The 19,708-nt window shown below is 44.2% G+C and carries 22 protein-coding genes; 12 read left to right on the forward strand and 10 right to left on the reverse strand.

Annotated elements, in window-relative coordinates:
• The 4 genes from walK to AC0YN7_RS10020 all read left to right on the forward strand — a co-directional run bounded on the left by walK (position 1) and on the right by AC0YN7_RS10020 (position 5,008).
• On the forward strand, positions 1-1,851 hold the full coding sequence (walK, locus tag AC0YN7_RS10005; RefSeq protein WP_475809842.1) for a cell wall metabolism sensor histidine kinase WalK: 1,851 nt from the start codon (positions 1-3) through the stop codon (positions 1,849-1,851).
• Entirely contained in the window at positions 1,848-3,305 is a 1,458-nt protein-coding gene (yycH, locus tag AC0YN7_RS10010; protein WP_475809843.1) for a two-component system activity regulator YycH, read from the forward strand. Before walK ends, yycH begins: the two co-directional genes overlap by 4 nt.
• Before the next feature lie 92 nt (positions 3,306-3,397).
• Complete coding sequence (gene yycI / locus AC0YN7_RS10015) at positions 3,398-4,189, forward strand: two-component system regulatory protein YycI (RefSeq protein WP_475809844.1); 792 nt, start codon at positions 3,398-3,400, stop codon at positions 4,187-4,189.
• A gap of 12 nt (positions 4,190-4,201) precedes the next feature.
• Complete coding sequence (locus AC0YN7_RS10020; protein WP_475809845.1) at positions 4,202-5,008, forward strand: MBL fold metallo-hydrolase; 807 nt, start codon at positions 4,202-4,204, stop codon at positions 5,006-5,008.
• On the opposite strand, the gene AC0YN7_RS10025 is transcribed toward AC0YN7_RS10020, so the two are convergent.
• A complete protein-coding gene (locus AC0YN7_RS10025) occupies positions 4,977-5,198 on the reverse strand; it encodes a hypothetical protein (protein WP_475809846.1) in 222 nt (73 codons plus the stop codon). The genes AC0YN7_RS10020 and AC0YN7_RS10025 overlap by 32 nt on opposite strands.
• A gap of 139 nt (positions 5,199-5,337) precedes the next feature.
• On the opposite strand from AC0YN7_RS10025, the gene AC0YN7_RS10030 reads away from it, so the two are divergent.
• The 3 genes from AC0YN7_RS10030 (at position 5,338) to rlmH (ending at position 7,664) form a co-directional block, all read left to right on the forward strand.
• Positions 5,338-6,696, forward strand: coding sequence for a S1C family serine protease (locus AC0YN7_RS10030; RefSeq protein ID WP_475809847.1), 1,359 nt, complete (start codon positions 5,338-5,340; stop codon positions 6,694-6,696).
• A 317-nt stretch (positions 6,697-7,013) separates the two neighbouring features.
• Entirely contained in the window at positions 7,014-7,181 is a 168-nt protein-coding gene (locus AC0YN7_RS10035) for a CxxH/CxxC protein (protein WP_475810122.1), read from the forward strand.
• 3 nt (positions 7,182-7,184) lie between these two features.
• Complete coding sequence (gene rlmH / locus AC0YN7_RS10040) at positions 7,185-7,664, forward strand: 23S rRNA (pseudouridine(1915)-N(3))-methyltransferase RlmH (RefSeq protein WP_475809848.1); 480 nt, start codon at positions 7,185-7,187, stop codon at positions 7,662-7,664.
• A 126-nt stretch (positions 7,665-7,790) separates the two neighbouring features.
• Here rlmH and AC0YN7_RS10045 read toward each other — a convergent pair whose 3' ends face one another.
• Both AC0YN7_RS10045 and AC0YN7_RS10050 read right to left on the reverse strand, forming a co-directional pair.
• A complete protein-coding gene (locus AC0YN7_RS10045) occupies positions 7,791-8,294 on the reverse strand; it encodes a DUF4365 domain-containing protein (protein ID WP_475809849.1) in 504 nt (167 codons plus the stop codon).
• A gap of 34 nt (positions 8,295-8,328) precedes the next feature.
• On the reverse strand, positions 8,329-8,694 hold the full coding sequence (locus AC0YN7_RS10050; RefSeq protein ID WP_475809850.1) for a hypothetical protein: 366 nt from the start codon (positions 8,692-8,694) through the stop codon (positions 8,329-8,331).
• 448 nt (positions 8,695-9,142) lie between these two features.
• On the opposite strand from AC0YN7_RS10050, the gene AC0YN7_RS10055 reads away from it, so the two are divergent.
• Positions 9,143-9,457, forward strand: a complete 315-nt coding sequence (locus tag AC0YN7_RS10055; protein ID WP_475809851.1) for a hypothetical protein — start codon at positions 9,143-9,145, stop codon at positions 9,455-9,457.
• A gap of 99 nt (positions 9,458-9,556) precedes the next feature.
• On the opposite strand, the gene AC0YN7_RS10060 is transcribed toward AC0YN7_RS10055, so the two are convergent.
• From AC0YN7_RS10060 to AC0YN7_RS10090, 7 genes are all read right to left on the reverse strand, one after another.
• Positions 9,557-10,015: a hypothetical protein gene (locus AC0YN7_RS10060; protein WP_475809852.1), complete on the reverse strand. Its 459-nt coding sequence runs from the start codon at positions 10,013-10,015 to the stop codon at positions 9,557-9,559.
• Positions 10,006-10,905, reverse strand: a complete 900-nt coding sequence (locus AC0YN7_RS10065) for a recombinase family protein (protein WP_475809853.1) — start codon at positions 10,903-10,905, stop codon at positions 10,006-10,008. Before AC0YN7_RS10065 ends, AC0YN7_RS10060 begins: the two co-directional genes overlap by 10 nt.
• Complete coding sequence (locus AC0YN7_RS10070) at positions 10,906-11,943, reverse strand: recombinase family protein (RefSeq protein ID WP_475809854.1); 1,038 nt, start codon at positions 11,941-11,943, stop codon at positions 10,906-10,908.
• Positions 11,944-11,973: 30 nt separating this feature from the next.
• The gene (locus AC0YN7_RS10075) at positions 11,974-12,480 is read right to left on the reverse strand and encodes a recombinase family protein (RefSeq protein WP_475809855.1); all 507 of its coding nucleotides are present in this window, start codon (positions 12,478-12,480) and stop codon (positions 11,974-11,976) included.
• Positions 12,477-12,695 carry a hypothetical protein gene (locus tag AC0YN7_RS10080; RefSeq protein WP_475809856.1) on the reverse strand — a complete coding sequence of 73 codons (219 nt, stop codon included), beginning with the start codon at positions 12,693-12,695 and terminating at the stop codon, positions 12,477-12,479. The genes AC0YN7_RS10075 and AC0YN7_RS10080 overlap by 4 nt, the downstream gene beginning before the upstream one ends.
• Positions 12,696-12,802: 107 nt before the next feature.
• Complete coding sequence (locus AC0YN7_RS10085; RefSeq protein WP_475809857.1) at positions 12,803-13,117, reverse strand: DUF960 family protein; 315 nt, start codon at positions 13,115-13,117, stop codon at positions 12,803-12,805.
• A complete protein-coding gene (locus AC0YN7_RS10090) occupies positions 13,118-13,531 on the reverse strand; it encodes a JAB domain-containing protein (protein ID WP_475810123.1) in 414 nt (137 codons plus the stop codon). It lies immediately after the preceding gene.
• Between the two features lie 569 nt (positions 13,532-14,100).
• Here AC0YN7_RS10090 and AC0YN7_RS10095 point away from each other — a divergent pair.
• From AC0YN7_RS10095 to AC0YN7_RS10110, 4 genes are all read left to right on the forward strand, one after another.
• Positions 14,101-14,298 (forward strand): DNA-binding protein, encoded by a 198-nt coding sequence (locus AC0YN7_RS10095; protein WP_475809858.1) that lies wholly within the window; start codon positions 14,101-14,103, stop codon positions 14,296-14,298.
• An 87-nt stretch (positions 14,299-14,385) separates the two neighbouring features.
• Positions 14,386-15,045: a hypothetical protein gene (locus AC0YN7_RS10100; RefSeq protein WP_475809859.1), complete on the forward strand. Its 660-nt coding sequence runs from the start codon at positions 14,386-14,388 to the stop codon at positions 15,043-15,045.
• A complete protein-coding gene (locus AC0YN7_RS10105; RefSeq protein WP_475809860.1) occupies positions 15,038-16,567 on the forward strand; it encodes an Eco57I restriction-modification methylase domain-containing protein in 1,530 nt (509 codons plus the stop codon). The genes AC0YN7_RS10100 and AC0YN7_RS10105 overlap by 8 nt, the downstream gene beginning before the upstream one ends.
• Complete coding sequence (locus AC0YN7_RS10110; protein WP_475809861.1) at positions 16,560-19,484, forward strand: GIY-YIG nuclease family protein; 2,925 nt, start codon at positions 16,560-16,562, stop codon at positions 19,482-19,484. Before AC0YN7_RS10105 ends, AC0YN7_RS10110 begins: the two co-directional genes overlap by 8 nt.
• The last annotated feature ends 224 nt before the right edge of the window (positions 19,485-19,708 follow it).

Raw genomic sequence — 19,708 nt, forward strand, 5'->3', positions numbered from 1 at the left:
ATGAAAGGCAAAAGCTTCTTTCGTACGATTCAAGTCAAGCTAGTCATCATTTATTTACTGCTCATATTGGTAGCGATGCAGCTGATCGGCGTTTATTTCATTAGTACGGTCAAAAACTCCTTAATAGATAGCTTTACAAAAAATCTAATGGAGCAGGCCGATACTTTATCCAAATTCGCGGCGCCAAGCTTGGCAGCTAAGCCAGAAACCGAAGGGGATTCCTCGGAAAGCACTACGGAGACTTTGAATCAGGTTGTCCGGAATCTGTTCAGCATAAGCGGTGCCGAGGTACAGGTGCTTGATTCTAATGGCAAGCTTGTGGCGACCTCTCTGCCAGGGCAGCAGTCGAATATCGGGAAGAAAAATAAATCACTGGCGGTTAGCCGCGCGCTGCAAAATATACCCGATAATGAAGAAGAAATTATCGATGAGGATAACATTAGGAAAAAGATGATTGCCCAGCCGGTAACCCTCAACGAAAAGGTAGTCGGGGCTGTTTATGTAGTGGCATCGATGAATGATTTGTATGAGACGGTCAATCGGGTCAACCAAATATTTTTCTCAGGAACGCTGATCGCGCTGGGCTTAACCGGCGTACTAGGCGTATTGCTTGCCCATACCATTACAAGTCCGATTCAAGGCTTAACGAGACAGGCCGAGGCTGTAGCAGAGGGTAAGTTCGACTTCCATGTTCCCGTACTCGGCGATGATGAGATTGGCAGGCTAAGCATGGCCTTCAATGATATGACGATTCGTCTAAAGGATGCGCTGTCGGTGAATGAGGAAGAGAACGAGAAGCTCGCTTCCATTTTATCGAACATGAGTGACGGGGTTGTCGCGGCGGACGAGCATGGACAAATCATCGTTTGGAACAGCAGGGCTCTAGAGCTGCTCGACGTGGCAAAATGCGATGGCTGTGACTTGTCTGAGCTGCTCGGATTGCCTAAGCAGCAGCTGCTTGAGCTGCAGCAGCAGGGTCGCGGTCAGACGCTTCTGCTGTCGCGCCCATCCGACGAAGGTGAGTCTGGTGACAATGACGAGGGCATTCTGAAGGTGACGTTCACTCCGATTCATCGGCGGGACAAAGGCATTACCGGCACAATCGCGGTGCTTCAGGATGCGACCGAGCAAGAAAAGCTGGAGCAGTCGCGTCGTCAATTCGTAGCGAACGTATCCCATGAGCTTCGGACACCGCTGACGACAATCAAGAGCTATGCGGAAGCGCTCAATGATGGCGCGCTTGAGGAGCGAGAGCTGTCTGAGCGGTTTGTTGGTGTTATTCGCAATGAAACAGAGCGGATGATTAGGCTGGTTACCGATCTACTTCATCTATCGCGGCTTGATTCGAATCAAGCACCGCTTAGAAGACGACAAACGAATATACATGAGATGCTGGATGAGGTAGCAGACCGTTTTTCCTTCCAGCTTAGACAGAAGTCAATTAAGGCAGTGGTACATGTGGAGCAGGGGCTGGAGTATGCGTGGCTCGACCGTGATCAAATTGATCAGGTGCTTGATAATTTATATTCCAATGCGATTAAATATACGCTCGATGGCGGATCGATAGAATTAGAAGCAAAGAAGCAGGGGGATTCGGCATTGGCTGCGATTAGCGTCAAGGATACGGGTATCGGTATTCCTAAGAGGGATTTGTCGCGTATTTTCGACCGTTTCTATCGTGTCGACAAGGCTCGCTCGCGAAATATGGGCGGAACGGGACTCGGCCTATCCATTGCCCGGGAAATTGTGAAGGCGCATGGCGGTACGATTTCACTTCAATCAGAGCTGAATGAGGGTACGACAGTAACGTTCACACTCCCTCTATTGCAAGAAGGGAGTGAGTCGGCATGATGGAAAAGGCAAAGACATCAGCGCTTATTATACTTGTCGTATTAAGCCTCCTTCAAAGCTATTTGCTCGCTTACAGCATGCCGGGACTCGGCGTTACGGTAAGAAGTGATCAGGATTATGTGAATTCTGAGGCAATTGGTAGGCCAGCGAGTGTAGAAAGTGTTATTTTTCCCGAGGAGTTAATTATTCACCTAGGGAACAACAAACATACCGTTCTTTATCCGAATACGCAGTTTTACGAGATGATTTTGAATCAGCGTATTCAGGGCAGGGAGTTCAAAGGGTTTCAGCGCAATCCTTCTGATCTGCTGGACTGGGAAAAGGTTCGTAAAAATGATATTGGAATTGAGCTTCGATTTAACAACGGTATTCCAGTAGAGCTGTTGCAGAAGCTGCTTAAGCTAGAAGGAGATCTCGTATTTTTAAACGAGACTATTGATCGAATTTGGATATTCAAGACGACAGGAACTGAGGAAATTCGTACGTTCTTTTTCAGTGCCGATGGTCAGATGGTATATGAGTCTGTTAGGGCAGATTTAACGGTGCGAGATGTGCAGGATTATGTAGGTTTCGGACAGTACCAGCCGCAATACACAATGACGTCAGACGAATTATACTTGCCGACCACACCTATACAGGCTACGGAGATGGTGTTTCCTTACGAGGTTTATACACCGGATATGATGCAGCGCAGCTTGTTCTTCGACCCCAGTACGACAAAAGGATTTGAGGATCGCAGCGGTTCGCAGATCTTTACGGATGGCAAGCGGGGACTGCAGGTGGAGCAGAAAGGAATGTGGATCAGCTACACTGATTCGGCCGCGTCGAAGAAAACCGAAAACAGTCTTAGTGATAACGTCTATACCTCGGTTGATTTTATTAATGAGCATGGCGGATGGGATGGCGTTCATCGATTCGTCAATCCGCTGCCGGTTGACCAAAGTAAATACATCCGTTTCAAGCAGTATATTGAGCAGTTTCCGATCATAGAGAATTCACCATTCAAGTACGGATACATGCGATTAACTCTTCAACAGGGTGTCGTTACAGAGTACGAAAGGTCGCTTATAACGCTTGGAGAAAAAACAGAGTCACGCTCGGTCAGATGGTTATCTGGTGGAGAAACGTTGCAAAAGCAGCTTGAAAGCTATAATAGACGCAGTGAAGTAGTGGCATTGTTCCCCGCGCTTCAGCCTCAGCCTATTGAAGGCAATAAAATCCGGTTCATACCTGTATGGGCTGTAAGGTTAGAGGACGGAACCGAAGATGTGCTTGTCGAAGCGTATCATAGTGGATATGAGCCGCCGAAGGAATTGGATGCAAACCATGTCACCGGCTCTAATGATGAAGGAGAAGGCTCGGCAGGTAATACGGCAGCTAAGCCGGATTCGGATGAGGCTGTCGTGGGCAGCTTGCAGATGAGGCAAGAGCATGTAGATGCTGTGAATGAATAAGAGACAATTATGTCTGGTGGAGTGAGCCAGCTGCGTTTTGATAAAGACACAATATCGGGTAGTGAGTAGGACAAGGACGGGGGTGAGAGCGTGTGGATTGGGGAAGAGCGAAGAGTGTGCTTATAATATCGTTCCTGCTGCTTAACATATTGCTTGGGTACCAGCTATGGCTGGATATAAGAGAGCAGCTTAACGTCAATGTGAATTCAGCGGAGCTGCCGCAGGATAAGCTGCAGCTGATGAAGAAAAAGCGTATTTCACTTACAGCCAATCTACCGCTTGAAACGCCAAAGCTTGGTGACATTACGTACGTGCTCCGCTCGAGCAACGGACCGGATAAAGAGCCTGTTAAGCTAAAACAGCCGGTCGATAGTGCGATTATATTTTCTAAATCAGAGCTATTGAAGACGCTGGGTAATGAAATACCCGGGCTTGATCAATATGCATACGATTTGCTTTTGGATCGTAATGGTGTGTTCGTCTTGTATCAGATGGTCGAAGGTCATCCGATGTTTGATGTGAAGCATGTGAAACTGGAGCTTTACAATAGCAATCAGAAAATAACAGCGTTCAAGCAGGACCGAATTGAAGTGTTAGGAACGGGTGAGGCAAAGCAGGTTTTGCCAGCGGCGAAAATCGTTACTAGCTTAATTGAAACGTATTTGCCGGATGGATCGGTCATAAGCAATATTCAATTAGGCTATCATGGCCAAATATTTGACTCAGAGAAGCAGGTGGCGACTCCCTCTTGGCGTGTGATGCTGGAGGACGGCAAAATGTACTATGTGCATGCAATTAGCGGAGAAGTAACAACAGATGAAGAGAAAGAGCAAGGGGAAGCAGCGGCGAACGTTTTACGTAAACGGGAGCAGGAGAAGGGATAGGAAAAAGTAGCTATGGGACTGCGATTTACGGTACTGGGAAGTGGATCGACGGGTAATGCGACAATTGTACAGGGCAACGATAAGACGGTGCTTGTAGATGCGGGAATGAGCATGAAGAGGCTGGATGAGCTTATGCGTGAGCGGGGAGTTGCGGGCCATGAATTGGACGCTCTGCTCGTCACCCATGAGCATTCCGATCATATTAAAGGTTTAGGCGCTTTCGCCCGCAAGTATGAGCTGTCGATATTTGCGAATGCATCCACCTGGGACGCAATGGAGAGGCATGTCGGAAAAATACCTGCAGAGAAGCGGGTGTATATGGAGACCGGAGAAGAGCTGTCATTTGGATCGATGCAGGTACAATCGTATCCGATCTCACATGATGCGGCAGAGCCGGTAGGTTATTGTTTTGAGGAAAATGGTGAGAAGCTGAGTCTGGCAACAGACCTTGGCTATGTAAGTGAAAAGGTTAAGCGTCACATTATTGACTCGGATGTGCTGGTGCTCGAATCGAATCACGATACCGAGATGCTGCGAATGGGTCGATACCCTTGGAATACTAAGCGACGTATCCTGAGTGATGTAGGCCATTTATCTAATGTTGCGGCTGGTGAAGCGCTGCTTGAGCTAATGACAGATCGAACCAAACGTGTATATTTGGCTCATTTGAGCCTTGATCATAACATGATGGACTTAGCAATGATGACTGTGAATAGTATACTAGAGGATAACGGAATCTTCTTTAAGAAGGACGAAAATCCGCTTCGTGCAACTTATCATGACAAACCTACGTCATGGGATGAAGTGAAGCGGAAATAAAGGATTCTAGCTGTGCGTCGAGTGCGTCGGATTTTGCACTTAATTCTTCTCGGGTCATTAACCCTTTGTCTATGAACAACTCTAGCATAGCGCTTAATGTCAGAACGGTGCGATAGTGATCATCCTTTAAATCAGCGAGCTTTGCAGCGAGCTGCACATGCTCCCAAGAAACAGGTGTTTTGGTCTTCATAATGACATTTCTCCTTTGGTGAAAAATATTTTTATTGTTTAGCAATTGAATCTATTATTATTTTAGTCATATATTCCGAAAACATTCCTAGATTGATAAAATAGTGTTAATGTCCTTTATATGGAGAGGGGTGATAGTGATGAGCTTATTCGATGATGATTTTTATTCGACAAAGGTATCTCGGCGCGCTGCTAAGCAAAAACGACGGGATGACTTTTCTTCTTCTTATAAAAGCGGTGGACGTAAATGGTCTAATGTCCGCATTGCTTTTGTATCTTCATTTTCTAGTGCGATCATTGCAACACTGCTGTTCGGTGTGTTTTTTGGCGGTATCGGTGATGGTGGTAGAGGTTCGAAAGGTTCCGTTCCGGTGGCAGGTACCGTTCAGAATTTAGATCCGTCGGAGCGGACCATCATGGCCTCAGCCAAAGTAAGGCCGGCTGTCGTTAGCATTATTAATGAGCAGCTGTTCTCATTTGGTATTAATGACGGTGAAGCGGATACTGCTGAAGAAGAAGGCGTTCTGCGTGAAGCGGGCGCGGGCTCAGGTGTCATTATCGCTAAGAAGGACGGTAAAGCAATCATCATAACCAATTATCACGTTGTAGCTGAAGCAGAATCGGTGAAAGCCATACTTATAAATGGCGAGAAGCGGGAGGCGCGTGTCGTCGGGTCGGATCAAATAACCGATCTTGCTGTGCTTGAAATAGATGCGAAGGGTATTGAGATTGTTGCTGAAATCGGTGACTCGTCAGCACTTCGCGCAGCTGAGTTCGTTATGGCGATCGGAAATCCTTTGGGTCTTGGAGAGTCGACTACAATGGGCGTTGTGAGCAGAACTCAGGAAATTGTGCCGGTATCCTTAAACCAGAATGGCGTATTCGACTGGGAGCAAGAGGTTATTCGCGTTGATGCGGCTATTAACCAAGGCAATAGCGGGGGCCCGCTCATCGATTTGAACGGTCGCGTTGTCGGTATTAACAGTATGAAAATATCGGACTATGGAGTCGAGAGCATAGGCTTTGCTATTCCGATTAATAATGCGATGCCGATCGTTGAGAAGATCATTAAATACGGATACGTGCCACGTCCTTATTTAGGCGTCTACACGATGGATTTGGAGCAATATTGGGGCCAACAGGATCTAGAGGACTCACTCGGAGGTATGGGTGAAGGCGAAGAAGCAGTACCTGATGAAGAATCAGACGATACTTCGGATAAAGGTGCAGACGGTGATGCTGCTGCAGGGCTTAAGCTGCCTGATGAAGTCTATGATGGGGTTATCGTACTTGAGGCTACAGGACCAGCCGCAGATGCGGGGCTTAAGTTCAATGACGTTATCGTTCAGCTCGATAAGCAAGCGATTGGCAGCACGATGGAGCTGCGCAAATATTTGTACGGCAAGAAGAAAATTGGCGACGAGATTGAAGTAACCTTTTACCGCGATGGTGAACTGAAGGTTACGAAGTTTAAGCTTGCTGATAAGGAACCAGAGTAAGTGGGGTTTGGATTTTGGATTGAGGAACGCTGCAGTATGCGAATGGGAGACCGTTTGTGTGCTGCGGCGTTTTTTTGTGTGGGGGGAGGAGGGGAGAACTAAGGATAGAAGTAAGGGTATGGGTTTTATGTTCTTTGATCCACTATCCCGTTAGCTCAGGAAGACTGATTTGATTTGGTTGGATAGTCGAAGAGGTGTTAAATAGTTAGATCGGTTTTCGGAAGGAATTGTGTCCTTCACATTAGGAGGCTTTTTCTGATATGCTAGGTGTAGACTTTAAGGACAACCATCAACTAGGGATAGGAAGCGAAAAAACGATGTATTGTGTATGTAAAGAGCATATTGAGCGGGCATTGGACCGATTTGTAGATGAATATGAAGACGCGCCGGATGTAGTGGATTTGAAGGAAACACAATTTGCTGACTGGGATCCACCGCGCAAATGCGATTTGTGCGAAGAGCCAGCCACGTTTTTGGTGGTATAGCGCATGCATATACAGATAGCGGCCGTAGGGAAGCTGAAGGAAAAATATTTGGTGCTTGGCATAGCGGAATATGCCAAGCGTTTAGGCCCTTACGTGAAGCTCACGCTCACGGAAGTGGCCGATGAGAAAGCGCCGGAGACGATGAGTCCGGCGGAGGAAGCAATTGTGCGCGAGAGAGAGGGCGAGAGGCTTCTGGCGCAGCTGAAGCCTGAAGCGCACGTAGTCGCGCTTGCACTTGATGGCGAGCTCTGGTCAAGCGAGGATCTCGCGACCCAGCTCGATAAATTAGCCACGTATGGGCGAAGCCACGTGGCTTTTGTTATTGGCGGGAGCACGGGTCTGGCTCCCGCGGTCTTGAAGCGCGCGCAGCAGAAGCTCAGCTTCGGGCGCATGACGCTGCCGCACCAGCTTATGCGGCTGGTGCTGGTGGAGCAGGTTTATCGGGCGGTGAAGATAAACCGGGGGGAACCGTATCATAAATGACCCGAAGTTTTTTGTATTAATTCCTTGCTGGGTGCGGAAAGCTGCCCCAAGGTGCTGGGTGGGGGTGAGGCAACCTATGGGGCAGCTTTGGCTCTAGGTGGCCCCCTACGAGCGGATTCGGCTTGCCTAGGACAAGGGTGCCTCAACGCCACCAGACTCTGAAGGTATCAGCAAAAAGTCTTTGATGGACTCTTCAAATTCGAATATTTTTAGGATGTCATAGTTTTTATTTGAAATGTTAATCCCGTACTCAGGTTTACTCTTTAGTCCGGGCTTATCATAGTCTCGATCAACAAACACTTCGTTTGGTACTTCCCACGATTCAGAAGGAATTAAAAAGAAATCAGGCAGTTGTCCTTCTTTGAAAATTAAAAGAGCCATGAACAGGTTTCTATTGTTTATATTAAATTTGCTTTTTTGAGCAAATACATATCCAGTGCCCCTTAAGGATTTAACTTGAATTTCTGAAAATCGGCCTTGCTTATCTTTTACAATAAAATCAATGCCACGATCATCGACTTCTGATGAAAATACTTCCAACCCGTAGGATGCGAACTCCATCTTTGCAAAATATTCAGCGTAGCGCCCCAGTTGCAATGAATTAAGAACAGCCCAACTTTTATTCGGCATGTTTATTCCTCCCCAATTGTACTTTTGAGAACAATTACTCCATTCTGACAGATCCGGTTTCACTAACCCAATAGATTTGAAAAGGCATGGACTCTTTAAGCCATGTGATACGAGGAAACAAATTGGTATACGTGATGAAACCATCGGGCAGAGCTATTCCGAGATTCGCGTTAGGGTTTTCGCCATGGTACAGAACGAGATCAAAAATGGCTTCAGAAAACCGGTGGCGAGCTTGAGTGTTAGAACTCTTATCAGGGTATCCCTTCACGCTAATCCATAACTCATTGTTTTTTGCATCAATAGCTATTATGTCTTTTCCGGAGGTACGAGAAGACGTATCCGCGACGCTACGAATCGTGTAATTGTTGAGAGCAAGATACTTTACAACCTGGCTCTGCACATTGCCTTCCCAATACCAAGGTCTAATCAATGTTTCGGAAGAGAGGGTATCAACAAAGATTCGACTTTTACTGTATTCATTTCGAGTATATGATTGGTTATTTTTATCTTATGGCAGTGTTCGCATACACCATGATGCCAGTTTATCATAGAAGTCTCTGAGAGTGCACGACAAATGATATTAACTGCTTGTCTAGGTACTACGCCAGAGGAAACAGATAAGCAATCATCACACAACTCTGCGTTCGATAATGCAGAGATAACTCGATTTTTATTTGTCATTTTGAACGCCACTCATGTTTTTATTTGTATAATTATACCATAAAAATATTTCTAGCCATGATTAATTGACCGCGGTAAAAACATCATGTTTAGCTGTGAAAATGTTTAATCTAGCTGTGCTTTTTTGTGGTACTGGTATTACAAATGAGACGAGAGGATGATTGACTGTGATTACTTTTGATCGTGCGAGGGCATCTGTGGGGCTATCAAATTTTGTTGAGTTTTACGAGGACTATCGACAATACTTTAAGCAACAATCGACGTCACTTAAGGAGGATAAGAAGCGGCTTGCGCAGAAGTTACTAGATTCGAATCCAAAAGCGAAGTCAATTACTGGGCAGTACACAAGAATTAATTACACTGTAGCAATCTTCTCGAACAAGTGGGAGAAGGACATGCTTAAAGCCTCCATTGAATCCAATCATCCCGGAGTCAGCAAAGAAGTTAGGGCGAAGGCACGGGGTTTGTTAAATCAATATTAATAACTTAGATGACAACCAAGAGCTTATGCCTGAGCTTTAGAGCTTTCCCTGACAAAGGGAAAGCCCCTTCCACCGCTGTTGCGGCAGTAGGGGCTGCTCTTAAAAAATGGTGTCCGTCATTTCGTCGAAGATCATTTCGATCTTGTCAATCTTTTTGTCGCTTGAGACAGTGACTTTGTTGATAATCGGGTGCAAAAGTGTCTTCCGTTGGTCGAAGGAAGATTCATTCAACAAGTAATCGAAACGCGAAATTAATGATCTAACAGCTTCGTAAGAGATTGACTGTGAATGATCTCCGTCCAACTCTAACTCTAACTCAGATCTTCGAGCATGAAGCAGATCAGGCTCCTTTTCAAGCTCACTAAGCCGTACCGAAAAGAGCTTGCGCTCGAACAGGTCCAGCTCATACAATTCCAGGTACTTAAGCTTCTTGCCTTGGATATCATCTAATAGAACGCGTACTGCATTAAGCTCATCCTGAAGCGGTTTAATACGGTTGATCTTTCGATCGTTGATGGTTTTTACAATTGGTCGCAGGATCTGAGGCTTTAATAGCACCTCTTTGATGCCTTTTTTATTCCTAAGGAATTGAACCTTATCCCAAAGCTCCTCTGAGATGATGGCTGGATGGATACCTTCGGTGACCATCGGAGAAGGGTTTTTGCCCTTTCTCCTTTTTCACTCCAATTGAGATGACGGCAGTAACGCACCTTACCTACATAGAATGGATTCTCAATAATATCCTTAATAGTGCAGGTCGAAAATGAATTTCCTCTTTTGGTAAGGTGCCCATCATGATTTAACTCATTGGCAATGGACCTAAGACCACGCCCTGAGGCGTATTTCTCAAATATTCGCCTCACGATGACTGCTTCTTCGGGTATGACATCAATGCGTGTTTCCCTCTTACGTCCATGGAGTGAAAGTACCACGACTTTATATCCAATCGGTGCATTAGCGATGTGTCCACCTGAGCTGGCACGTTGCTGTGAGCCCATCTTAGAGTTAGCAAGAATGGTATCGCGTTCTAATTCACCTACCGCGCCCATCATTGAAAGTGCTAATTTACCCATCGACGTTTCCGTCTCGAAGTTTTCAGAAAAGGATCGGAAAGCGATGTCATGTTTTCGGAGATGCTCGACAATCCGGAGAAGGTCAATGTTGGAACGAGCGAGACGATTAAACCGAAGAACTAGAACCTCATTGAAGAGCCCATTTTCAGCATCGTGCAGCATTTTTTGTAATTCGAAACGGTTGGTGATATTATTCCCACTTACGCCACGTTCTACATACTCCTTAGAGATGGTCTTCTTGTAAAGGTCACAATAGCTTCTTAACTGATGGAGTTGGGCATCAATGGAGAAACCGTGTTTGGCTTGTTCTTCAGTGCTGACCCTGACGTAAATGGCGACTCTTGATTGAGTTAGTTTTTCTGGAATAGGTGACATTTAAAATTCCTCCGATTGTTGGTTGATTTTAATGTTCAAGAGTTCAGCGGTTTCGAAAATTGTTGCGTAACTCAAGTCCCTATTAGGCGGGACTACAATTTGGTTGACAAGTAGACGTAGCAACTCTTTTTGACGATCTTCTATGGTGGAATCCAGTACCAGACGTAACTCTTGTAACGCGTCCCTGATCTTTTCTACAGGGAATGTCTGACCAGGCTGTCCTGCTAGTTCACTTTCTGTCGTATCCTTTTGATGGTGAAGTTCCACTTGACGGCTCTTTATGGCGTTCAACGTTTCCAATAGTCCTTCGTGAGACAAGCTATTGTCCTCGAATGCCTGAAAGGCTTGTTTCTGGTGATTTTCCAACTGAGATAACTCCAGGCTAAACCGCTGAAGGTTATCCAGAAGCGGCTTTCTAGATTTATCCTGCTTTGCGGTAGCCACTTCGGTTATTCTCTCGATGGCAGTTGAAGCATTAAGCAGTATTTGAAGTTGCTTGAAGAACCATTTTTCTATTTGGTCCGCATTAATATGATTTGCGCGGCAGACCGCTGACCCACCGGAATTGAAGCTACAGCAGAAGTAGAAGTAGTTCACACGAAAGGTACCGTCTTTACGAGTACTTTTGTTATGTCTAGGTACCATGCTTTTTCCGCATTGGGGGCATTTTAGCAAACCTGTCAGCGGGAACTTTCTATTAATTGAGCATGTGATCGCTTTGGAACGTTTACCATAGATGTCGTGAACCTGCTTCCATAGCTCAGTGGTTATGAGGGACTCTTGTTCCCCTGTAACCCACTCAATAGGAACAGAACCCTTTGAACGCCGGTTTTCAGTTACATTAAAGCGGATCATGCCGAGGTAATTCTGGTTTTGCAGAATTCCCTTTACGGATTGAATGTTAAAAGGCCTTCCTGTTTTGGTTTTATAGTCTTCTTTGTTTAATCGGTTGGTGATAGCTTTCAGTCCGTATTGGCCTGATGCGTAAAGTGTGAAAATGCGGCGAACCAGTTCAGCTTCTTCCGGGACAATTTCCACTCTGCCTGTTCTAGCTTCAGGGCTTCGAATTCAGCGGTAGCCTAGCACGTTGTTGCCGCAATTCCACTTGCCTTGCCTGCTTCGCTCTTGGGAGCTGAGCCTTACGTTTTCGGCTATGTTGACTCTCTCTAGCTGCGCGGCGGCACCCATCATTTGTAGAACAAACTTACCAAGATTGGTGTCCGTATCGAACTGCTCAGTAAAGCTTCGTAGAGAAATGTCATGCTGCTTGAACAGCTGAACCATCTCTAGCAGGTCCGGAAGGTTGCGAGATAACCGACTAATTCGCCAAATGACAATAATGTCGTAACGGCGTGCTTTTCCGTCCTCCAGCATACGTTTAAGATCTAGTCGGCCACTTGTCGATTTACCTGATACCCCGGCGTCAATATAAACATCGTAAACGTCGAGTTGGTTCACCTTGCAATAGCTTCGAAGAGCCTCAAGCTGTCCATCAATGCTGTAACCTTGCTCCGCTTGTTCTTCTAGGCTGACCCGTGCGTAAAGAGCAGCGCGGGTGCCTTTTAGAGGCATCATGCGATTAGCCTGTAATCTATAGTTCCTAGTAGTTCGGTGGTCATCTCATCGTCCAATTGATCTTCGGACTCGTAGTCCATGATGGCAAAGACAGATTCGCGAACTTCCGGCGGTACTGATTGGCTTTCTTTCTTGCCGATAAAAGATAAAATCATATCGGCAAGAATGTCGAATGCAAGCATTAGCTTAGTGTTATTTGTAGTGGCGATGTCCATTGAAAAGCTCCTTTTACTTTTTCTTTTTTTGATGCTCGATGATTTCAATAACGAGCTGTGTAGCTGCGATGACTAATGCGACAATGGCTTTTTTCATGTGATCCACCTCAGTATTCGTCCGGCAGAAGCATCGTGCAATAATTGCCGTTGTCGATAATCCAGACAGTGACACCCGAAAGTGGTTCTCTAATGCCGGATATATTGTACTTATGCTTGCGTTTAGGTTGTTCTTGTTTCTGTCGGATGCATTGGTACACTTGGTCATCGGCATGGACAATCGTAAGTGAGAACACCTGCAGGTAGTTCAGTGACTTACCATCGTTCTGGTCCCGGTCGATGATGGACCAAAGGGCATTCTGGATGTCAGAGCCAATCGAATCATTTACGCCTTTTGTCACGTACCGTGAATGCTTGGAAAACATCTACATCAACCCCCGTTCCTTCATGCTTACGAACTTGCCATCGCCTAGTATGATGTGGTCCAGCAACTCAATCCCAAGTAGCGTACCGCTGTCTCTAAGTCTTTCGGTTAGCTCCACATCTTCAGTACTTGGCGTAGGTTCTCCAGATGGATGGTTATGGGCAGCAATTATTGATGCAGAATTTGAAAGTATGGCCAGCTTGAATGTTTCTCTAGGATGTACAAGAGAAGCGTTTAGAGTGCCGCAAGAAACTTGATGTAGGGCGGTCGGTTCATTTTTCGTGTTTAAACAAATGATACAGAACGACTCCCGATCAAAATCATCTCCGATGAACTGTCGAAACAGATCAGCAGCGTCCTCGGGTTTACGGATAACTCGGTCAGGATAGAGAATGGATGTCTTCTCTCGGACCATGCGAAGTGAAACCAATTTGATTCGCTTTGAAGGTTTATTGCTCACTTCTGGTCACCCCCGGTCTTACAATGCACTCTTAGCCAATGATTAGTAGGCTTATCCAAGTCGTAAGCTTGAATAAAATACTGAGCGAGCCAATCATAGTCCAGTAATACGCAGACGCGATAAACCTCAATATCTTTTAGCAAATGCTGAGAGCCATTATCCGGTTTCTTTCTTTTGCGTTAAATGCGATGAGGGCTATTAGCGGCTTCTTGCCTCACGGATTCAGGATACGTTCAAGTCTGAAGTGGTGGGTTCAGTTACGAAGAGCGGAATGGTTATAGTATTTATGCTAAGCGCTGATGAGGATAGAGTGGTACGTTCGCTTTCAACCGAGATAAATGATTTAACTGGCATAAAATGAAGATTCGGTCTAGTGTTGAAATATTGACAGTTCTGACCTACGTCCATTCGTATAAGTAGCTGATGATATACCTAATGGAATCTGTTTTCTAACCAAGCCTTTGCATTATTCAGTTAAAGGAATATAATGATCTTGTTGAGTTTTATCCGAAGGTGGAATTTAAATGGAGTTCTTAACAACTAAACAAGCTTCTGAACTATGGGGAATTACAGCAAGAAGGATAGCAGTACTTTGTGAGCAAGGGCGAATAAATGGCGCTGTTAAGGTAGGGAAAACGTGGATACTCCCTCCCGATACGCTAAAACCAAATGATGCTCGGTTTAAGGAAGTTAAGCATGAAAGGGACAGGAAAGCAGAGTAGTTTTCCGTTTTTTTGACTACTTATAAAGGAATAAACCGTAAGAATAAGATTTTACAAACAGTTTTGATCTATATTGGAGGAAAATTAGTGAGCAGTAGACAGATTAAATCCAAGCAACGGGTTGTCGATCACGGCGAGGTTTTCACTTCCGACCGCGAAGTAAAAGCTATGCTAGATCTGGTAAAGCAAGAGTCTGAGCGGATTGATAGCCGATTTTTGGAGCCTGCTTGCGGAGACGGAAATTTTCTTGCCGGAATACTAAATCGCAAACTTAAGGTGGTTAAAGATCGATACCGCAAAAGCCCCGCTGACTATGAAAAATATGCTGTAGTAGCTATTACGAGTATCTATGGTGTAGATATCTTGCAGGACAATGTAGACGATTGCCGCAAAAGATTGTTCGATATTTTTAATAGCGAGTACAATGCCAATTGTAAAAAGGAAGCAAATGATGAGTGTCGTAAGGCGGTATGGTTCCTCTTAAAGCGCAATATCCTGTGTGGTGATGCCTTGACACTTAAAGCGTCTAACGGGGAACCAATTATCTTTTCTGAATGGTCATTAGTTACAGGCACAATGATAAAGCGTCGTGACTTCCGTCTGGATCAATTGATGGGGGACGTTTCTGATTTTATCTCAATAATTAGCACAAATATGGTCTATGACGATGACATTCATGCTTTTATTCCAACACCGATTATGGAATTTCCATTAACTCATTATAGGAGAGTACAGCAGTATGAATAACAGCTTATATGAAAATTCGTATAATCCAGATGTACTATCGTGCATTGCCAATCTGTCCAATGATGAAGTTTTCACGCCACCAGAAATTGTAAACGATATGCTTGACTTGTTACCAAAAGAGCTATGGAGCGATAAATATGCAAAGTTTCTTGACCCTGCATGTAAGTCGGGCGTTTTTCTGCGTGAAATAGCCAAGAGACTACTTGACGGTTTAAAAGAAGAAATCCCTGATATGCAGCAACGTATTGATCACATTTTTCAAAAACAGCTCTATGGTATTGCTATTACCGAGCTTACATCGCTACTGTCGCGCAGAAGTGTGTACTGCTCAAAGTACCCAAACAGTATCTATTCAATTTCACGCTTCGATGATGCCAGTGGAAATATTCGATTCAAAAGGATGCCACATAGGTGGATAAACGGAAAATGCGCTTACTGCGGTGCTTCTCAAAGTGAATATAGCCGGGCTGATGAGCTTGAAACCCACGCGTATGAGTTTATACACACAGTTAAACCAGAGGAGATTTTTAATATGAAATTTGATGTTATTATAGGTAATCCGCCGTATCAGCTTAGTGATGGTGGAAACGGTACGAGCGCTAAACCTATATACCAACATTTCGTTAACCAAGCAAAAAAGCTTAATCCAAGATACCTAACCATGATTATTCCGGCAAGATGGTTTGCTGGAGGTAAAGGTTTAGATAGTTTCAGAGAAAGCATGCTAAATGACAAAAGTATTCGCAAAATAGTGGATTTTGAAAACAGTGCAGAGGTTTTTCCAGGGGTTGATGTTGCAGGTGGGATATGCTACTTCCTTTGGGAAAGGGATTCTACGGGCTTATGCGAAGTAACTAATTATTATGATGGGCAATCCATAGTATCAGAAAGACCTCTAAACGAATTTGATACTTTTATAAGAAGTAGCCGTGCCATACCAATTGTCCGTAAAGTTATAGAATATAATGGCAGTGGCAAGTTCCTAAATGATGTGGTTTCAGCAAGAAAACCATTTGGACTTCCCACAAATTATCCATCAAAAGATAAAGGAGTCCCATGTTGGTTTATCCAAAGAATTGGATTGAGATATGCCACAAAATCAGATGTGACAGATCAAAAAAATCTCTTAAACAAATGGAAATTATTGGTTCCAAAGGCCCCTATTGCTGGTCAAACTGACTTTTCAAAACCTGTTGGATTTTACTATGATGGTAATGTAAGGATTGCAAAACCAGGGGAATGTTGCACTGAATCTTGGATAGTTGCAGGAGCCTTTACAACAGAGCAAGAGGTGTTTTCTTTTAAATCTTATATTTTTACAAAAATAGTAAGATTTTTAATTCTTCAGACAGTTGTATCTCAAGATGTTACCAAGAAAAATTTTTGCTTTGTCCCAGATCTTGGTGAATACGAAGGTGGCTATACTGATGAAATGCTTAGAGAAAAATGGGACATTACTGATGATGAGTGGGACTTTATTGATTTAAAAATTTCATCAATAAACGGTGATAATAATGGCTAATAAAGAGTTTTTTCCATTACGGCCCAATTCAAATCCAATGATTTATGCCTATGAGGATAGTAACCCAATATATAAAGGGTTACTAAAAGTCGGCTATACTGCTATTGATGTGGAAAAGCGTGTGGCGCAGCAATACCCTACTGTGCGCCCTGGGGAAAAGCCTTACCGTATTGTATTTGCTGAATCTGCTATGCATCCCGATGGTTCCACTTTTTCCGACCATAATATACATCGTTATCTGCGTAAAAGGGGATATAAAAACCCGGATGGCGAGTGGTTTCAGTGCACGGTAGACCAGTTGCGGGCGGGATATATTGCTGTTAAGGACGGTATCCCCAATGAAGAAAATCGTACCCGTAATTTTGGTATGCGTCCCGAGCAGGAAGAGGCTGTTAAGAAAACTATTGAATACTTTAAGTCCGCTCGTGCTGAAAGTCCAAACCGCGCACCAAAGTTCTTATGGAACGCTAAAATGCGCTTTGGAAAAACCTTTGCGTCCTATCAGCTTGCAAAGCGAATGGGGATGACAAAGGTGCTGATTCTGACCTTTAAGCCTGCCGTAGAAAATGCTTGGAACGAAGATCTGATGACCCATGTAGATTTGGAAGGGTGGCAGTTTATCAGCCGTGGTGGCATCTCATATGAAGAATCCGACAATACAAAGCCGATTGTATGTTTTGGTTCTTTTCAGGATTATTTAGGTGTAAATAAAGAAACCGGCGGTATCAAGGCCAAAAATGAGTGGGTACATACTACCAACTGGGACATTGTTATTTTTGACGAATATCATTTTGGTGCTTGGAGAGAAAATGCAAAAAAACTGTTTGAGGCGGAAGACGAAGACGAATACGATACTTTGGATATAGAAAAATACAAAAAAGAAGAAGAACCGAATGCATATAATGAGACCTTCCTTCCGATTACAACGGCCCATTACTTGTTTCTTTCCGGAACACCATTCCGTGCTATTAATTCGGGTGAGTTTATTGAGGAACAGGTTTTTAACTGGATTTATTCCGATGAACAGCGTGCTAAGGAAAACTGGGGTGGTGCAACCAACCCTTATGCCGCTTTGCCGAGAATGGTCATGATGACCTACAAAATCCCGGACAGCATACGGCAGATTGCCATGCAAGGCGAATTTAACGAGTTTGATCTAAATGTGTTTTTCTCCGCCAAAGACAAGGGCGATGAGGCAAGGTTTGTTTACGAAAATGAGGTGCAGAAGTGGCTGGATTTAATCCGTGGTTCCTACCTTGAAACAACGGTAGACGATTTAAAGCTTGGCGCTAAAAAGCCAGTCATGCCATACAACGATACTCGCCTTCTAAACATTCTTTCACACACCCTTTGGTTTTTGCCCAATGTTGCATCTTGCTATGCAATGAGGAATCTCCTGAGGCAGAGGCAGAATGCGTTTTATCATGATTATAAAATCAATGTTTGCGCTGGCCCGGGAGCTGGTATTGGTGTTAGTGCAGTGAAGCCTGTTCTTGAATCCATGGAAAATCCACTCGAGAGCAAGACCATTACGCTCACCTGTGGGAAACTTACCACCGGTGTAACGGTAAAACCGTGGACAGGCATTTTTATGCTACGTAATTTGTCCAGCCCAGAAACTTATTTTCAGGCTGCTTTCCGCGTGCAAAGCCCATGGGAAATTGAAACAGGCACTGGACCTAAGGAAATAATGAAGCATGAATGCTATGTCTTTGACTTTGCTCTTGACAGAGCGCTGAAGCAGATTGCTGATTACAGCTGTCGTTTAAATATAAATGAAAGCAATCCTGAAAAGAAGGTTGAAGAATTTATCAGTTTTCTACCCGTTTTAGCTTATGACGGAAGTGCAATGACGCAAATTAGCGCAGCAGATGTCCTGGATATTGCAATGGCAGGGACCTCAGCAACACTGCTTGCACGCCGCTGGGAATCAGCGCTACTTGTTAATGTAGATAATGATACACTTGGACGACTTATGGCAAATCAAGCAGCTATGGATGCCCTTATGAAAATTGAGGGCTTTAGAAGCTTGAATTCAGATATCGAAACCATTATTAACAAATCCGAAGCTGTGAAAAAGGCTAAAAAAGAAGGCGGAGATAATCTTACGCCAAACGAGAAAAAAGAACTATCTGATGAAGAGAAAGAATTTAAATCGAAAAGGAAGCAAATTCAAGAAAAACTTATTAAGTTCGCAACCCGTGTGCCGGTTTTTATGTATCTAACTGATTATCGCGAGCGTTCGCTGAAGGATGTCATTACACAACTGGAACCGGGACTTTTTATGAAAGTTACTGGTCTTGATGTCAAGGATTTTGAACTTCTTATTTCTTTAGGGGTTTTCAACGGACCTCTTATGAATGATGCAATTTACAAGTTTAAGCGTTATGAGGACTCAAGTTTAAGTTATTCTGGGATTAATAAACACGCGGGTGAAGACATCGGCTTGTTTGATACTGTTATTAGTAACTATGACTATATGTATACATTGCAGCAAACATCTATGACGGCTCCGGATAGTGTGTCGCGAGATCTGCCGAATACAGCTCACGATGTTGGCACCGAAGATTCGGATGGGGACTATATTTACAAAAAGCCAGCAAAAGGGGTCTCAGAAAAACAGGGGAAAGTTGAATGGAAAAAGATGCATCAGCCTCAGATGGTTGCCGAAGTTTCACCGAAGCAGTACATGCCTCTTTCTGCTGGCCATGTCGATTCTCCTAAGATCGCTGAAAAAGAAGCCCCTCAAATTGATTGCACAGGTGTAAAAGTAGGATCACTATTGACTCATAAAGCTTTTGGCAAAGGTGAGGTTATTGCCATTGACAGGGAACAAGTGGTAGTTTTATTCGGAAAATCAGAAAAAAAGTTTCAATTTCCTGAAGCTATTCTGAGGGGGTTTTTGGTTATCGATTAATATGGGGAGAAAAAGTGTCCTTATTTTCTTTTATTACTAATTTACTAAGCGTAAGATAGTCCACAGCCTGATGAATAGGCGTGGGCTATTTTGCGCTTATGTGCTGACCTAATTTTGCGCTCCATAGAGCTAATTCAGTTGTACCGCGGCAACCAAATATTTCACTGTTAGATCCGTTACGATGAAAAATACCACAAGTAAATTTCGCCTTAGAGATGATATGC

Source organism: Paenibacillus sp. J31R122 (genome assembly GCF_056269185.1).

Bases quoted from the DNA above. Each gene is read 5' to 3' on its own strand.
- AC0YN7_RS10105 (WP_475809860.1), top strand. From the start codon at position 15,038: ATGAATAACAGCTTATATGAAAATTCGTATAATCCAGATGTACTATCG.
- walK (WP_475809842.1), top strand. From the start codon at position 1: ATGAAAGGCAAAAGCTTCTTTCGTACGATTCAAGTCAAGCTAGTCATC.
- AC0YN7_RS10030 (WP_475809847.1), top strand. From the start codon at position 5,338: ATGAGCTTATTCGATGATGATTTTTATTCGACAAAGGTATCTCGGCGC.
- yycH (WP_475809843.1), top strand. From the start codon at position 1,848: ATGATGGAAAAGGCAAAGACATCAGCGCTTATTATACTTGTCGTATTA.
- AC0YN7_RS10025 (WP_475809846.1), bottom strand. From the start codon at position 5,198: ATGAAGACCAAAACACCTGTTTCTTGGGAGCATGTGCAGCTCGCTGCA.
- AC0YN7_RS10080 (WP_475809856.1), bottom strand. From the start codon at position 12,695: ATGGACATCGCCACTACAAATAACACTAAGCTAATGCTTGCATTCGAC.
- AC0YN7_RS10045 (WP_475809849.1), bottom strand. From the start codon at position 8,294: ATGCCGAATAAAAGTTGGGCTGTTCTTAATTCATTGCAACTGGGGCGC.
- AC0YN7_RS10085 (WP_475809857.1), bottom strand. From the start codon at position 13,117: ATGTTTTCCAAGCATTCACGGTACGTGACAAAAGGCGTAAATGATTCG.
- AC0YN7_RS10095 (WP_475809858.1), top strand. From the start codon at position 14,101: ATGGAGTTCTTAACAACTAAACAAGCTTCTGAACTATGGGGAATTACA.
- AC0YN7_RS10090 (WP_475810123.1), bottom strand. From the start codon at position 13,531: ATGGTCCGAGAGAAGACATCCATTCTCTATCCTGACCGAGTTATCCGT.
- AC0YN7_RS10035 (WP_475810122.1), top strand. From the start codon at position 7,014: ATGTATTGTGTATGTAAAGAGCATATTGAGCGGGCATTGGACCGATTT.
- AC0YN7_RS10075 (WP_475809855.1), bottom strand. From the start codon at position 12,480: ATGATGCCTCTAAAAGGCACCCGCGCTGCTCTTTACGCACGGGTCAGC.
- AC0YN7_RS10065 (WP_475809853.1), bottom strand. From the start codon at position 10,905: ATGTCACCTATTCCAGAAAAACTAACTCAATCAAGAGTCGCCATTTAC.
- AC0YN7_RS10110 (WP_475809861.1), top strand. From the start codon at position 16,560: ATGGCTAATAAAGAGTTTTTTCCATTACGGCCCAATTCAAATCCAATG.
- AC0YN7_RS10020 (WP_475809845.1), top strand. From the start codon at position 4,202: ATGGGACTGCGATTTACGGTACTGGGAAGTGGATCGACGGGTAATGCG.
- rlmH (WP_475809848.1), top strand. From the start codon at position 7,185: ATGCATATACAGATAGCGGCCGTAGGGAAGCTGAAGGAAAAATATTTG.